The sequence below is a fragment of the Streptomyces sp. SS1-1 genome, from assembly GCF_008973465.1.
GTDB lineage: Bacteria > Actinomycetota > Actinomycetes > Streptomycetales > Streptomycetaceae > Streptomyces.
In genome coordinates, this window is the sequence record NZ_WBXN01000004.1 from 3303171 (window position 1) to 3316067 (window position 12897).

The window sequence follows — 12897 nt, forward strand, 5'->3', positions numbered from 1 at the left end:
GCGCAAGCCGCCGTGTCGTTCCCCGCACAGGGTCGGAGCGATGTGGTCCATCGCCGTCGCATTTCCGCACGTCCATGCACAGGTCAATGAAGGGCCGAGTTCCATGCGCAAGCTTCACCAGGTCGCGCTCGTCGTAGCAGCAGCCAGTGGTCTGTCGGCGATCGGCGCGGGCCCCAGCCTCGCCGGGGAGACGCCCGCCGGTTACGGCGGCGGCACCCCCGCCGCGCCGCAGCAGGACGCCCAGGCCGCGTCGTGGACCAACTCCCAGGCCAGCGCTCAGTCCTCGAACCTGCCGGCCGCGCAGCGCCAGGCGCCCGCCCAGGCCGCCGCCCCGCAGCGGGGCGCGGAGGTCAGCCCGCAGGTCAGCCCCCAACTGAGCCCGAAGATCAGCCCGCAGGTCAACCCGCAGCCCGCGGCCGCCGCGCCGTCCGGCCCGGTCCAGCAGGCCAACCTCTTCCGCCCGTACCAGGAGTGCAGCCCGCAGAGCCTGCTCAACGCGGCCGTCCCGGTCGCCGTGCTCGCCGCCGCCGAGACCCGGGGCATCGACTGCGACCAGGCCAACAGCCAGGCCAACTCCCTCGCGCACGCCCACGCCACGCGCTGACCACTGCTTTTCGCGTGCCTCCAGGTGCTTCCGGGTGCTTCCGGGGCGACATCGGTCAAGTCGGCGTGCCGCTCCGGACATATCGGATAGTTCCTATTAATCTCCGGTAACTGTACGAAGTCGATCTCTCATGGATCGCACCCCACCTCACTCCACCGGAGATGACATGCACAAGCTTCGCAAGGCCGCCGTCGTGGTCGCGGCCCTCGGCACCGTCGGATTCCTGGGCGCCGGCACGGCCACCGCGCACGGCGACGAGGGCCACGGCAAGAGCGGCGGCGACAAGTACAGCGTCCTGCAGAGCTCCAACTGCAAGTCGCACGACCTGAACCTCGACGTCCTCGGCGAGGTCGGCATCCTCAACGGCCTGCTGGGCAGCGCGCTCAACGGCGAGGGCAGCCCCGGCGCGCAGAACACCCACCTCGGCTCGACGATGGGCTGCAGCAACAGCGCCTTCTGAGCCACCCCGGGCCGCGTCGCCGGCCCGAGCGACACCAAGTCCCGGCGCCGGACCGCGAGTCCGGCGCCGGGACTTTTTTCCGCCGCCAATTCAACGGTGTGCACAAAGAATTCACATGCCATCGGCCAACGCGGTGAGAGATTACCGAATTCGGGCGCGCCGCCCATTGCTTTGAAATACTTCTTATTAGTCTCCGTAACTGTACGAACGCGGTCCGTGACGGGCCGCAACCCCCTCCACTCCACCGGAGATGAACATGCACAAGCTCCACAAGGCCGCCGTCGTGGTCGCCGCGCTCGGCACCGTCGGACTCCTGGGCGCCGGCACCGCGCAGGCCGACCAGGGCGGCTGGGGCCAGAAGGGCAGCAGCGTCAGCGTCCTGCAGAGCAGCAACTGCCGTTCGCACGACGCCAACGTCGACATCCTGGGCCAGGTCGGCATCGCCAACGGCCTGGGCGGCAACCTGCTGAACGGCGAGGGCAACCCGGGCGCCCAGGAGACGAGCCTCGGCTCCTCCATGGGCTGCAACAACAGCGCCTTCGGCAAGTGACGTAGGGGAGTTCCCTCCCCCGCGGAACGAGGAAGCCGGACCCGGATCACTCCGGGTCCGGCTTTCCCATGCCCACGGAGGGGCCGGCGCGGCGGGCGTCAGAAGTCGAACTTGGGGAGCTTGTACCCCTTGGGCAGCTCCGCGCGGTTGTTGCACTCGACGACGGGGCCCGAGTCCGTGGCGCCCTCGTCCACCGCCCTGCCGTCGACGCCGACGAAGCGCGGCCGCTCGGTCGTCGAGCAGTCCTGCTTCTGCTGGAGCACGTAGCCGTCGCGCTTGTCCTTGTGGACGACCTCGGTCTTCTTCACACACACGATGTCGCCCTGCTGCGTGATGGTGCAGACCCCCTTGGAGTCGTCCGCGAACGCGGGTGCGGCGCCGCCGTACAGGACGGCGAGCGCTCCGATGAGCCCCGAGACGGTTGCGATCTTCTGTCGACCGGTCATGTGCTGCGTTCCTCTTTGTCCTGGAGATGGTCGAGTTACGAACAACCCGTCGCCCGCGCGAACTCGGACGCGCCCGGCGACGGCACCGCCGCAGCCCGGCCGCGCACCCCGAGGGGTCTGCGCGCGGCCGGGCTGCGAGTCGCTGAGGGTTTCACCGGCACACCGCCTGCGGCGTACCGGGGGAATCGGTGGTGAGGCCCTGAATCTCGTGCACCGATTCCCGCGGGGAGTTGCTTACTTGGCGGCGTACTCGCCGTAGCCGTACTCCGGGGCGGCGGTCTCGGGAGCGGCCTCCGGGGCGGCCTCGGGGGCGGCAGCCTCCGGAGCGGCAGCCTCGGGGGCGGCGACCGGAGCGGCCTCGGGGGCGGCGACGGGAGCGGCCTCCGGCGCGACCTGCGGCTCGGCGGCGACCGGAGCGGCCTCCGGAGCGACGGCCGCCTCGGCCTGCGGGACACCCGCCGTGGCGACGGCGTTGGCGGAGGAGTTGGCCACCGCGGTGACGAACTGCCCCTCCCACTCACCCTCGCCGGCGAAAGCGGTACCGGCACCGATACCGAAGGCGGACAGCCCCGCAACAGCCGCGGCTACCACCGCGACGCGCTGAAACCTGCGCATGGATTGACCCTTTCTTCCCGGGCGTCAAGCCCTGGTTGACTACTTAATGTGAGCATATACATTCAATCCGTAGCAATTTGGGATCTTTCATGGTCGTGGGAGGCGTGTCGGCGGCGTTGTCCTTCAAGGCAAAACGACGTCACCCCGGGTCCGGGTCACGGCCCGGAAGGCACGGTCACCCCAATGCCGAATTACGGCGGGAAAAAGCGACGGCCGGATCAGGTCTCCCTGATTCCGGCCGTCCGCTGCTTTTTTCGTACCGATGTCGTCCGCTCAGCCCAGGAGGCGGGCGATGAGCGGGCTCACCTCGTTCTGCTCGCCGCTGTCGGCGGGGGCCGCCGCGGGCGCCGGCTGGTTCATGTCGGCACAGGTGATCTGGGGGCCGATCCGGGTCTTCCCGTTGGACAGGACGCCGGGGGCGGGCAGGGTGAGGGGCTGCGACGGCTGGCAGTTCACGCTGCGCCGCAGGACGAAGTCCTCGCCCTCGGGCGTCTGCCCGGTCACCGTCTGCGTGCAGATGATGTTGCCCTGCGCGTCCAGGGCGCAGGCCGGGGCCGCGGCGTGGGCCTGCCCGGCGCCGATGCCTGCCAGGGCGAGGCCGCCGAGCAGCCCCGAGACAGCGACGATCCTCTTGCCGTTGAACATGTGTTGCGTCTCCTTCGTGGGGGTGGGCCCGGACGCGCCTTCCCGAGGGTCACGCAGGAACGGGCCCCCTCGGGGGTGACTCCGAAGGGGCCCGCGGAAGGCGTCGCGCACGACGTCGCGAGAGTCAGCGGGTGAAGGCGTTGTTGAACTGACCGCAGGTGGTGTCGAAGGTCTCGGAGAGGCCGAGCACGGCGATCGGGACATCGGTCGCGGCCACGGTCTGCGGGCTGCACTCCTGGTACGGGCGGTACATGTCGGTCACGGACGGCGTGGCGTCGTGGGCGACGCTCGTACCGGCACCGACGGCGGTGAGTCCGCCGGCGGCGGCAGCGGCGATCATGACCTTGTGGAGCTTGCGCATGGAACCCTCGGATTTCATTACATGGAGCTGAGGCTGATTGCCCACTGTGACTGCGTGAACACTAGCAGTAGCGATCCTAGTCCATGGCGGCGTATGTCCCGTGTTCCGAACGGGACATGGGGGTGTGAAAGGGGACGGGAAAAGACGTGCGGGGCGGCCTCTTTCGAGTCACCGCCCCGCAGTTGTGGGAGCCCCCTGTCGGATTCGAACCGACGACCTGCTGTTTACAAGACAGCCGCTCTGGACCAACTGAGCTAAGGAGGCATGCGCGCGGTGTACGCACGCGCCCGTGCAGTGTACCCACCTCAGCGGCGGGCGCCGTCGAAAATTTCCGCGAAGTTCACATGCTCCATGTACTGACAGATCAGGCGAACGCCAGGTAGCGTCCAGTGCCAGTCCGCGCATGTGGACTACACCAACCACCTTCCTACAACGGATCGTCCGGCACGTTCCTGCCGGTAGAAGGGGGCCCATTCACCATGGCCACTGTCTCGTTCGACAAGGCGACCCGGATCTACCCGGGTTCCGACAAGCCCGCCGTCGACGCACTCGACATCGAGATCGCGGACGGAGAGTTCCTCGTCCTGGTCGGCCCGTCGGGTTGCGGCAAGTCCACCTCGCTCCGGATGCTCGCGGGGCTCGAGGACGTCAACGCCGGAGCCATCCGTATCGGTGACCGCGACGTCACGCACCTGCCGCCGAAGGACCGGGACATCGCCATGGTGTTCCAGAACTACGCGCTGTACCCGCACATGACGGTCGCGGACAACATGGGCTTCGCGCTCAAGATCGCCGGTGTGCCGAAGGCGGAGATCCGCCAGAAGGTCGAGGACGCCGCGAAGATCCTCGACCTCACCGAGTACCTGGGCCGCAAGCCGAAGGCGCTCTCCGGCGGTCAGCGCCAGCGTGTGGCGATGGGCCGCGCCATCGTGCGTGAGCCGCAGGTCTTCCTCATGGACGAGCCGCTGTCGAACCTCGACGCCAAGCTCCGTGTCTCGACCCGTACGCAGATCGCGTCGCTGCAGCGCCGCCTCGGCATCACCACCGTCTACGTCACCCACGACCAGGTCGAGGCCATGACGATGGGCGACCGTGTGGCGGTCCTCAAGGACGGTCTGCTCCAGCAGGTCGACACCCCGCGCAACATGTACGACCGCCCGGCCAACCTCTTCGTCGCCGGCTTCATCGGCTCCCCGGCCATGAACCTGGTCGAGGTCCCGATCGCCGACGGTGGCGTGAAGTTCGGCAACTCCGTCGTCCCGGTCGACCGTGACGCGCTCTCCGCGACCACCGACAAGACGGTCACCGTCGGTGTCCGCCCCGAGCACTTCGACGTGGCCGGCCCCGAGTCGGACCAGGGTCTCGCCGTCACGGTGAACGTGGTCGAGGAGCTCGGCGCCGACGCCTACGTCTACGGCTCCGCCAAGGTCGGCGGCGACGACTCCAAGGACCTGGTGGTCCGCGTCAGCGGCCGTGACGTCCCGGAGAAGGGCAGCACGCTGCACATCGTCCCGCGCTCCGGTGAGACCCACGTCTTCTCGACGTCGACGGGCGCGCGCCTGTCCGACTGAGGCGGCGATCACCGGGTGAGGCACCCGCGTTGAACGAGGAGGGCCCCGCAGACCCCTGCGGGGCCCTTTTCCATGTCGACAAATACCCCGGCAAACAGGGCATTTCGAGTGGTGTGCGTCAACACGCAACCCACGAAAGGGGACTGGCCGTCCCTCGAACCGGTGACTAAATGTCGCCATATCCGCACTGAACGCTACCCTCACTCGCGTGAAGCACTCCACCACCCAACAGACACGACGCGGCCACCGGGGCCCCGCCCGCCAGCTCGGCCGCACTCTCGCCCTCGTCCTGCCCGTCGTCCTGGTGCTCTCCGGGACACTCGCGGTCACCCGGGTCAACTGGACGGGGAACTCCGACTCGGTGCTCACGGCGACCGACGTCACGACCGTCGGCGGTGCGAAGAACGCCGCCCCGCGCGCTCCGCAGGACGTGCTGCGCGACCGGCTGCTGACCGAACTGCAGGAGAAGAACCCCGGGGTCGCCCTGACCCATCTCCAGCAGGCGGTCGACGAGCGTCCGTCGCTGGGCCGGCACTGCGCGTCCATCGCCCGCGCCCTCGGCCGCGCCGCGGTCCACGCGTACGGCCCGAACCGCGCGCAGTCGTTCGCCCGGCCCGTCTGCGACACCGCCTTCGCGTCGGGGGTGGCGACCGCCCACCGCTAGGTCGTGTCCGTAAAGTCCCGTCGTTCGCCCGTAGGGCGGCCGAGCGGTGTCCGGTGCGTGCTCTCGGCGTGCCGGACACCGCTCGGCAGGCGGGACTTTGCGGACACGGCCTAAGCGCCGCCGGCCGGCTCGCTTCCGGACGGTTACGGCCGATGGCGGGCAGGTTTCCCGCGCATGCCGGGAGCGGGGCGCCGCGTACAGTGCGGTCATGACTGATCCGAACGCCGCGTCCCGCCCCGTTCAAGCCGTCGTCCTGGCCGGTGGCCAGGGCACCCGGCTGCGCCCGTACACCGACGACCGGCCCAAGCCGATGGTCGAGATCCCCGGCACGGGGACGCCGATCATCGGCCATCAGCTCGTCTGGCTCGCCGAGGAGGGCGTGACGGACGTCGTGATCAGCTGTGGGCATCTCGCGGAGGTGCTCCAGGACTGGCTGAAGTCGGCGGACCTGCCTGTGCGCGTCACGACCGTCGTCGAGACCGAGCCCCTCGGTCGCGGCGGCGGTCTGAAGTATGCCGCCGCACATCTCCCGCACCCCGACCAGCCCTGGTACGCCACCAACGGCGACATCTGGACGCGTTTCTCGCTGCGCGACATGGCCGACTTCCACGCCGAGCGTGACGCCGTCGCCACCCTCGCCCTCGCGCGGCCGCGTATCCCCTGGGGCGCCGTGAAGACGGACGGCTTCGGGCACATCACGGACTTCATCGAGGCCCCGCCGTCGACCTTCGAGATCAACGCGGGCGTCTACGTCTTCTCCCCCGCCTTCGCCGGCCTGCTGCCCGAACGCGGCGACCACGAGCGCACCACGTTCCCCCATCTCGCCCGCGAGCAGCGCCTGTACGGCTTCCCGATCCCGCAGGGCGCGTACTGGAGGGCCATCGACACCGCGAAGGACCTCACGGAGGCCGCGAAGGAACTGGCGGCCCTGGGCCGCTGAACGCCCCCTCGGCGGCCGTACGACGGCCCCCACAGCGGAGAAGGGGCCCCGGACGAGATGTCCGAGGCCCCTTCGGCGTCCTGCGGTGCCAGCTAGTGCTGTGACCGGAAAAGTTCACCGGCTCGCGGCGCCCGGCACGGCACCTCGCCGCGTTGTCGCATGACCCGAGTACATCCAGTACGCGGGTCATGCTCCGCCTTGCGATGCACCGCACCGGACGCCACGAGCTTCCCGGCGAACCTTCCCGGTCACAGCACTAGCCGAGCAGACCGCCCACCAGTCCGGGCCGGTCCGGCTCGGAGCCGCCGCCCGTGGAGCCGCCTCCGCCGGAGGTCGGGCCGCCGGACGTCGGGTCGGTGGTGCCGGGCTCCTGGTCGGTCGGCGACGACTGCTGGGGCGGCGCCTGCCCGGCCGTCCCCTGCGTCTGGCTGGGCGTCCCGGCCCCGGTCGAGCCGGTGTCCCGGGTGGCGCCCGGGGCGCTCGCGGCGCCGGACGGGGACGCGGCGCCCGACGTGGCGCCCTGCGTCGGCGAGTTGGAGGCCGACGGCGTCTTCCGGTGCCGCTTGTGCGGCTCCTGCGGCAGGGGCGAGCCGGGGAGCTCGTTGCGCGGGGCCTCTCCCGGGCCGGGCACCACCACACGGTCGGCGTCGCGGACGGCACCGCCGAGCAGGGAGCCGACGAGCAGGGTCAGCCCGGTGACGAGCGCCGTGATCAGGGCGCCGCGGCGCAGCACGTACTGCCGCAGCTCCCAGATGTCGGAGCGGGGGCCGAGCCGGCGCCAGGCCATGCCCGCGAGGCGTCCGTCGATGGAGTAGACGGGCGCGCCGGCGATGATCAGCGGGGACCAGGCGGCGAGGTAGATGATGTCGGGCGCGTCGTAGGCCGGGACGCTCTTCCAGCTGACGGTGACCAGCAGCGCGGCGGACAGCAGGGCGCCGACGACCGCGGCGACCCGCTGCCAGCAGCCGAGGACCGTGAGGACGCCGACGATGACCTGGAAGAAGGCGATCACGAGGCCCGAGCCGACCGGGTGCGCGAGCGCGAACTGGCGCAGCGGCTCGGCGACTTCCCACGGATGCAGGGTGTTGAGCCAGGTCACCATGGAGCCGCGCTTGCCGCCGTCGAAGTAGACGGGGTCGCACAGCTTGCCCATGCCGGCGTAGATCGAGATGAAGCCGAGGAAGACGCGCAGCGGGAGCAGGACGACGCCGAGGTTCATCCGGCGTCCGGGGTAGTACGCGTGGCGGGCGGGGTCGTCGCCGGAGCGCCTGGGCGCCGCCTCGGTCCCGTCGTCCGGCTCGCCGTCGTCGTCGTGCGGGCCGAAGTCGTCGGCGGTGTAAGCGAATTCCTCGTCGTACGCGCTCTCGACCGTGCGCATGTGGGGCAGCAGACGGGTCTCCAGGGACTCGTCGTGCGTGCGCTGCGCGCCCACGATCGGGGTCTCGACGGTCCGGGTCAGGTCGTCGTCGTAGCCGCCGTCGCCGTAGCCGCCGGCATAGCCGGCGCCGACGTCGACGCGCGGGATGACCTGGGTGCCGCCGCCGTAGGGGTCCGGTTCGTCACCGTGCCGGACGCTGCCGTCCCGGGCGGCCTGGAGGAGGCGGTGGGCGCCGGTGTCGTCGGGCGCCGACATGCCGTTCCAGACGGACACCCGGCGCCGGGCGCCGGCCGCCGCGCCCGCGGCGCTTGCGGCGGGCACGCGGGCGGGGTCCTCGGTGGCGCTCAGGTGCCGTGCGATCCGCTGGGACGTGGGGCGCCCGGTGGACGCGCCCAGCAGCACGCGGAAGCTCGCGTGATTGACGATGATCTGCGCCGGATCGCTCGGCACCTTCACCATGCTCAGCGCGGGAGCGTCGTCGTATCCCGACGAGCGGTCCCCCGTGGGAGTGCGGGGTGTTCTGGTGTCCACACTCAACTAACCGAGTGACGCGAGGTTAGGACACTGCCTTGACCGGTCCGATCTGTCCGGACCCCGTCAAGGATGCGCAGGTCGCACCACTGTCAGCACAATTAGCCCGCACGGGTGACCCCACGGACAGGTGTTCAGCGACGCCTGCGGGCCGCCTCGTACAGCACGATCCCCGCCGCCACACCGGCGTTGAGGGACTCGGCGCCACCGGGCATCGGGATGCGCACCCGGACGTCGCACGTCTCGCCGACCAGCCGCGACAGGCCCTTGCCCTCGCTGCCGACGACGATGACGACCGGGCCGTCCAGGGCCTCCAGCTCGCCGAGGTCGGCCTCCCCGTCGGCGGCGAGACCGACGACCACGAGACCCGCCTTCTTGTACGCCTCCAGCGCCCGGGTCAGGTTCGTCGCCCGGGCGACCGGCGTGCGGGCCGCCGTACCGGCGGACGTCTTCCAGGCACCGGCCGTCATGCCTGCCGCGCGCCGCTCGGGCACGACCACGCCGTGACCGCCGAACGCGGAGACCGAGCGCACGACCGCGCCCAGGTTGCGCGGGTCGGTCACGCCGTCGAGCGCGACGATGAGCGGGTCCTCGCCGGCGTCGGCGGCGGCGCCCGCCAGGTCCTCGGGGTGCGCGTACTCGTACGGCGGGACCTGCAGGACGAGGCCCTGGTGGTTCAGGCCGTTCGTCATACGGTCCAGCTCGGGGCGCGGGGCCTCCATCAGGTTGATGCCGCCGCGCTCGGCGGCGAGCTGGAGGGCCTCGCGGACGCGCTCGTCGTTGTCGATGAACTGCTGCACGTAGAGGGTGCTGGCGGGCACGCCCTCGCGCAGCGCCTCGACGACGGGGTTGCGGCCGACGACCAGCTCCGAGGTGCCCTTGCCGCCGCGGCCGCGCGGCGTGGGACGGCGCACGGTCTGCTTCGCCTTGGCGTTGGCGACGCGGTTCTTCTTGTGCCCCTTGCGCATCTCGGCGGGCGGCGTCGGACCCCGGCCCTCGAGACCCTTGCGTCGCTGGCCGCCACTGCCGACCTGCGCGCCCTTCTTGCCGGACATGCGGCGGTTGTTCGCGGCCATGACCTACCTGTCTGTCGTGAGCGTTCGAAAGTACGTACTGTGCAGTGTGCCGCCCGGAGGGCCGGGCGGCACAATCGATCTTCCCGGGAGCCGGTCCGGTCAGCGCGGGCCGAGGCTCCAGCGCGGACCCTGCGGGCTGTCCTCGATGACGAGCCCGGACTGGTTGAGCTGGTCGCGGATGGCGTCCGCGGTCGCCCAGTCCTTGCGGGAGCGGGCCGCCTCGCGCTGGTCCAGGACCATCCGGACGAGGGTGTCCACGACGCCGTGCAGATCCTCGCCCCGGTCGGTCTCACCGGCCCAGTGCGGGTCGAGCGGGTCGAGACCCAACACACCGAGCATCGCCCGCACCTCGGCGAGGCGCGCCACGGCGGCCTCCTTGTCGTCGGCGGCCAGCGCGCTGTTGCCCTGCCGGACCGTCGTGTGCACGACCGCGAGCGCCTGCGGGACGCCGAGGTCGTCGTCCATGGCCTCGGCGAACGCGGGCGGCACGTCGGCGGAGGGCTCGACGGCGCCGGCCTTCTCCACGACGCGCTGCACGAAGCCCTCGATCCGGGCGAACGCGGACTCGGCCTCGCGCAGGGCCTCCTCGCTGTACTCGATGGTCGAGCGGTAGTGCGGGGTGCCGAGGTAGTAGCGCAGGACGATCGGGCGCCACTGCTTGACCATCTCGGACACCAGCACGCTGTTGCCGAGGGACTTCGACATCTTCTCGCCGCTCATGGTGACCCAGGCGTTGTGCACCCAGTACCGGGCGAAGTCGTCGCCGTAGGCCTTGGCCTGGGCGATCTCGTTCTCGTGGTGCGGGAAGATCAGGTCGAGTCCGCCGCCGTGGATGTCGAAGGCGGAGCCCAGGTACTTGTGGGCCATCGCCGAGCACTCCAGGTGCCAGCCGGGACGGCCCCGGCCCCACGGCGTCTCCCAGTCGGGCTCACCGGGCTTGGCGGCCTTCCACATCGCGAAGTCGCGCGGGTCCCGCTTGCCGGTGATGCCGTCCTCGGGGGGCTGGCGCATCTCGTCGAGGTCCTGCCGGGACAGCTCCAGGTAGGAGGGCCAGGAGCGGACGTCGAAGTAGACGCTGCCGTCCGCCTCGTAGGCGTGCCCGCGCTGGATGAGGCCGCGCATCATCTCGACCATCTCGGTGATGTGGCCGGTGGCGCGCGGCTCGTACGTCGGCGGGAGGCAGCCGAGGGCGGTGTAGCCGTCGGTGAAGGCGCGCTCGTTCTCGTAGCCGATGGCCCACCAGGGACGGCCCTGTTCCACGGACTTGGTGATGATCTTGTCGTCGATGTCCGTGACGTTCCTGATGAAGGTCACGTCATAGCCGCGGTACGCGAACCAGCGGCGCATGATGTCGAAGTTGAGACCGGAGCGGATGTGCCCGATGTGCGGCGCGGCCTGCACGGTGGCGCCACAGAGGTAGATCGAGACACAGCCCGGCTTGAGCGGGGTGAAGTCACGGATCTGCCGGGCGCTGGTGTCGTACAGCCGAATAGTCACGACACCTAGGGTAGTGGGCCGATCCCACTGCCCGGTGCCTTGGCGGCGATTCGCCGCCGTCCCGCGCCGCGGCCGCCGTCAGCCGTCCCCGGCGACCCGCACGACCAGCGCCGTCGCCACGGCCATCAGCCCCTCGTCCCGGCCGGGGAAGCCCAGGCCGTCCGTCGTCGCGCCCGACACCGACACCGGTGCGCCCGCCGCCTCGGAGAGGACCTTCTGGGCCTCGTCGCGGCGCTTGCCGATCTTCGGGCGGGGGCCGACGACCTGCACGGCGATGTTCCCGATCCGGAAGCCGGCCTCGCGCACGATCCGGGCGGCCTCCGTCAGCAGGACGGTCCCCGGCGCCCCCGACCACTCGGGGCGCCCGGTGCCGAAGTGCTGTCCGAGGTCGCCGAGCCCGGCCGCCGAGAACAGCGCGTTGCACGCGGCGTGCGCGACGACGTCCGCGTCGGAGTGACCCGCGAGTCCGGGGCCCTCCCCCTCCCACTTCAGGCCGGCGCACCACAGGTCGCGGCCGTCCTCGAAGGCGTGGATGTCGGTGCCGATGCCGACCCGGGGCAGCGGCGGGAACGTCTCAGAAGCCATCGTTGAGCCTCCTGCGGGCGAGGACCGCCTCGGCGAGCACCAGGTCCAGGGGGCGGGTGACCTTGAAGGCCTCCTCGTGGCCGGGCACGACCACGACGGTCAGGCCGAGCCGCTCGACCATGCTCGCGTCGTCGGTGACGTCCTCGGTCACGGTCTCGTGCGCGCGGACCAGCGTGGCGCGGTCGAAGCCCTGCGGGGTCTGCACCGCGCGCAGCCGGGCGCGCGACGGGGTGGCCACCACCGGTTCGGGGGTGCCGGGCACCTCGGCGGGCTCGACCTCCTTGACCGTGTCGGCGAGCGGCAGGGCGGGCACGACGGCCGGGGCGCCGTCGCGGACGGCCTCGATGACGGCGTCCACGGTGTCGACGGGGACCAGCGGGCGGGCCGCGTCGTGCACCAGGACGATGTCCTGGTCCGGCGGCAGCGCGTCCAGGCCGAGCCGGACGGACTCCTGCCGGGACTCGCCGCCGGGCACGACCAGGAAGTCGGTCCTCTCGGGCAGCGCGTGCGCGTCGAGCAGGCTCTTGACCTCGGGGGCTCCGTCGGGCGGGGCCACGACGACCACGAGCGAGACGGAACGCGAGGCCGCCATGGCGCGGACGGCGTGGATGAGCATGGGCGTGCCGTTCAGCGCGCGGAGCGCCTTGGGGGCGCCCGGACCGAGGCGCACACCCCGTCCGGCGGCCGGGATCACGACGGCCGTACGGGTGCCGGCGCGCTCTTGCGGGGGCGAGGGACGCGATTCGTCGGACATCGGTTCCTGTCAGGTTTGTGTGCTCGGCCCAGGTGGGTATGGCCTGGGCGTGCCCCCTGCTCGAGCGTCAGCCTGAGCTGGGGGAGTGCCGGGCGCGACACCTTGACCGGACCCTTCCGTGACAGTCGGTCGAGCCAGCTGCCCGGGCCCGGCACGTCCAGTATCGGGGGCGCCCCCGAGATCAGACGTCAGCGCAGGTGCGAACGTGCCGCAGCGCCCG

General features: G+C 71.2%; 15 protein-coding genes and 1 tRNA gene. 6 read left to right on the forward strand and 10 right to left on the reverse strand.

From position 1 onward, the window contains the following. The first annotated feature begins 103 nt into the window (after positions 1–103). The 3 genes from F8R89_RS16230 to F8R89_RS16240 all read left to right on the forward strand — a co-directional run bounded on the left by F8R89_RS16230 (position 104) and on the right by F8R89_RS16240 (position 1614). Complete coding sequence (locus F8R89_RS16230) at positions 104–604, forward strand: hypothetical protein (RefSeq protein WP_151784667.1); 501 nt, start codon at positions 104–106, stop codon at positions 602–604. Positions 605–770: 166 nt separating this feature from the next. Beyond that, the gene (locus F8R89_RS16235; protein ID WP_151784668.1) at positions 771–1064 is read left to right on the forward strand and encodes a hypothetical protein; all 294 of its coding nucleotides are present in this window, start codon (positions 771–773) and stop codon (positions 1062–1064) included. Positions 1065–1320: 256 nt separating this feature from the next. Further along, positions 1321–1614 (forward strand): hypothetical protein, encoded by a 294-nt coding sequence (locus F8R89_RS16240; RefSeq protein ID WP_062669104.1) that lies wholly within the window; start codon positions 1321–1323, stop codon positions 1612–1614. 98 nt (positions 1615–1712) lie between these two features. On the opposite strand, the gene F8R89_RS16245 is transcribed toward F8R89_RS16240, so the two are convergent. From F8R89_RS16245 to F8R89_RS16265, 5 genes are all read right to left on the reverse strand, one after another. Further along, positions 1713–2060 (reverse strand): hypothetical protein, encoded by a 348-nt coding sequence (locus F8R89_RS16245; RefSeq protein ID WP_225994406.1) that lies wholly within the window; start codon positions 2058–2060, stop codon positions 1713–1715. 234 nt (positions 2061–2294) lie between these two features. Then, positions 2295–2675, reverse strand: coding sequence for a hypothetical protein (locus F8R89_RS16250; protein WP_151784669.1), 381 nt, complete (start codon positions 2673–2675; stop codon positions 2295–2297). A gap of 273 nt (positions 2676–2948) precedes the next feature. Continuing rightward, positions 2949–3320, reverse strand: a complete 372-nt coding sequence (locus tag F8R89_RS16255; protein WP_151784670.1) for a hypothetical protein — start codon at positions 3318–3320, stop codon at positions 2949–2951. A gap of 124 nt (positions 3321–3444) precedes the next feature. Then, positions 3445–3681: a hypothetical protein gene (locus F8R89_RS16260; protein WP_151784671.1), complete on the reverse strand. Its 237-nt coding sequence runs from the start codon at positions 3679–3681 to the stop codon at positions 3445–3447. A 189-nt stretch (positions 3682–3870) separates the two neighbouring features. Further along, positions 3871–3945 (reverse strand) — tRNA-Thr (locus F8R89_RS16265). Between the two features lie 215 nt (positions 3946–4160). Here F8R89_RS16265 and F8R89_RS16270 point away from each other — a divergent pair. The 3 genes from F8R89_RS16270 to F8R89_RS16280 all read left to right on the forward strand — a co-directional run bounded on the left by F8R89_RS16270 (position 4161) and on the right by F8R89_RS16280 (position 6856). Then, a complete protein-coding gene (locus tag F8R89_RS16270) occupies positions 4161–5252 on the forward strand; it encodes an ABC transporter ATP-binding protein (protein ID WP_151784672.1) in 1092 nt (363 codons plus the stop codon). Positions 5253–5460: 208 nt separating this feature from the next. Then, a complete protein-coding gene (locus F8R89_RS16275) occupies positions 5461–5916 on the forward strand; it encodes a hypothetical protein (RefSeq protein WP_151784673.1) in 456 nt (151 codons plus the stop codon). A 208-nt stretch (positions 5917–6124) separates the two neighbouring features. After that, positions 6125–6856, forward strand: a complete 732-nt coding sequence (locus F8R89_RS16280) for a nucleotidyltransferase family protein (RefSeq protein WP_151784674.1) — start codon at positions 6125–6127, stop codon at positions 6854–6856. A 256-nt stretch (positions 6857–7112) separates the two neighbouring features. Here F8R89_RS16280 and F8R89_RS16285 read toward each other — a convergent pair whose 3' ends face one another. From F8R89_RS16285 to ispD, 5 genes are all read right to left on the reverse strand, one after another. After that, positions 7113–8765: a DoxX family protein gene (locus F8R89_RS16285; protein ID WP_151784675.1), complete on the reverse strand. Its 1653-nt coding sequence runs from the start codon at positions 8763–8765 to the stop codon at positions 7113–7115. A gap of 134 nt (positions 8766–8899) precedes the next feature. Continuing rightward, positions 8900–9841 (reverse strand): 23S rRNA (guanosine(2251)-2'-O)-methyltransferase RlmB, encoded by a 942-nt coding sequence (rlmB, locus tag F8R89_RS16290; RefSeq protein WP_151784676.1) that lies wholly within the window; start codon positions 9839–9841, stop codon positions 8900–8902. Positions 9842–9940: 99 nt separating this feature from the next. Next, a complete protein-coding gene (gene cysS, locus F8R89_RS16295) occupies positions 9941–11338 on the reverse strand; it encodes a cysteine--tRNA ligase (RefSeq protein WP_151784677.1) in 1398 nt (465 codons plus the stop codon). A gap of 78 nt (positions 11339–11416) precedes the next feature. Further along, the gene (gene ispF / locus F8R89_RS16300) at positions 11417–11923 is read right to left on the reverse strand and encodes a 2-C-methyl-D-erythritol 2,4-cyclodiphosphate synthase (RefSeq protein ID WP_151784678.1); all 507 of its coding nucleotides are present in this window, start codon (positions 11921–11923) and stop codon (positions 11417–11419) included. Next, the gene (ispD, locus tag F8R89_RS16305) at positions 11913–12677 is read right to left on the reverse strand and encodes a 2-C-methyl-D-erythritol 4-phosphate cytidylyltransferase (RefSeq protein ID WP_151784679.1); all 765 of its coding nucleotides are present in this window, start codon (positions 12675–12677) and stop codon (positions 11913–11915) included. Before ispD ends, ispF begins: the two co-directional genes overlap by 11 nt. Between the last annotated feature and the right edge of the window lie 220 nt (positions 12678–12897).

Excerpts from the sequence above, each read along its gene's own strand:
- F8R89_RS16230 (WP_151784667.1), top strand. The coding sequence starts at position 104 with ATGCGCAAGCTTCACCAGGTCGCGCTCGTCGTAGCAGCAGCCAGTGGT.
- F8R89_RS16235 (WP_151784668.1), top strand. The coding sequence starts at position 771 with ATGCACAAGCTTCGCAAGGCCGCCGTCGTGGTCGCGGCCCTCGGCACC.
- F8R89_RS16240 (WP_062669104.1), top strand. The coding sequence starts at position 1,321 with ATGCACAAGCTCCACAAGGCCGCCGTCGTGGTCGCCGCGCTCGGCACC.
- F8R89_RS16245 (WP_225994406.1), bottom strand. The coding sequence starts at position 2,060 with ATGACCGGTCGACAGAAGATCGCAACCGTCTCGGGGCTCATCGGAGCG.
- F8R89_RS16250 (WP_151784669.1), bottom strand. The coding sequence starts at position 2,675 with ATGCGCAGGTTTCAGCGCGTCGCGGTGGTAGCCGCGGCTGTTGCGGGG.
- F8R89_RS16255 (WP_151784670.1), bottom strand. The coding sequence starts at position 3,320 with ATGTTCAACGGCAAGAGGATCGTCGCTGTCTCGGGGCTGCTCGGCGGC.
- F8R89_RS16260 (WP_151784671.1), bottom strand. The coding sequence starts at position 3,681 with ATGCGCAAGCTCCACAAGGTCATGATCGCCGCTGCCGCCGCCGGCGGA.
- F8R89_RS16270 (WP_151784672.1), top strand. The coding sequence starts at position 4,161 with ATGGCCACTGTCTCGTTCGACAAGGCGACCCGGATCTACCCGGGTTCC.
- F8R89_RS16280 (WP_151784674.1), top strand. The coding sequence starts at position 6,125 with ATGACTGATCCGAACGCCGCGTCCCGCCCCGTTCAAGCCGTCGTCCTG.
- rlmB (WP_151784676.1), bottom strand. The coding sequence starts at position 9,841 with ATGGCCGCGAACAACCGCCGCATGTCCGGCAAGAAGGGCGCGCAGGTC.
- ispF (WP_151784678.1), bottom strand. The coding sequence starts at position 11,923 with ATGGCTTCTGAGACGTTCCCGCCGCTGCCCCGGGTCGGCATCGGCACC.
- ispD (WP_151784679.1), bottom strand. The coding sequence starts at position 12,677 with ATGTCCGACGAATCGCGTCCCTCGCCCCCGCAAGAGCGCGCCGGCACC.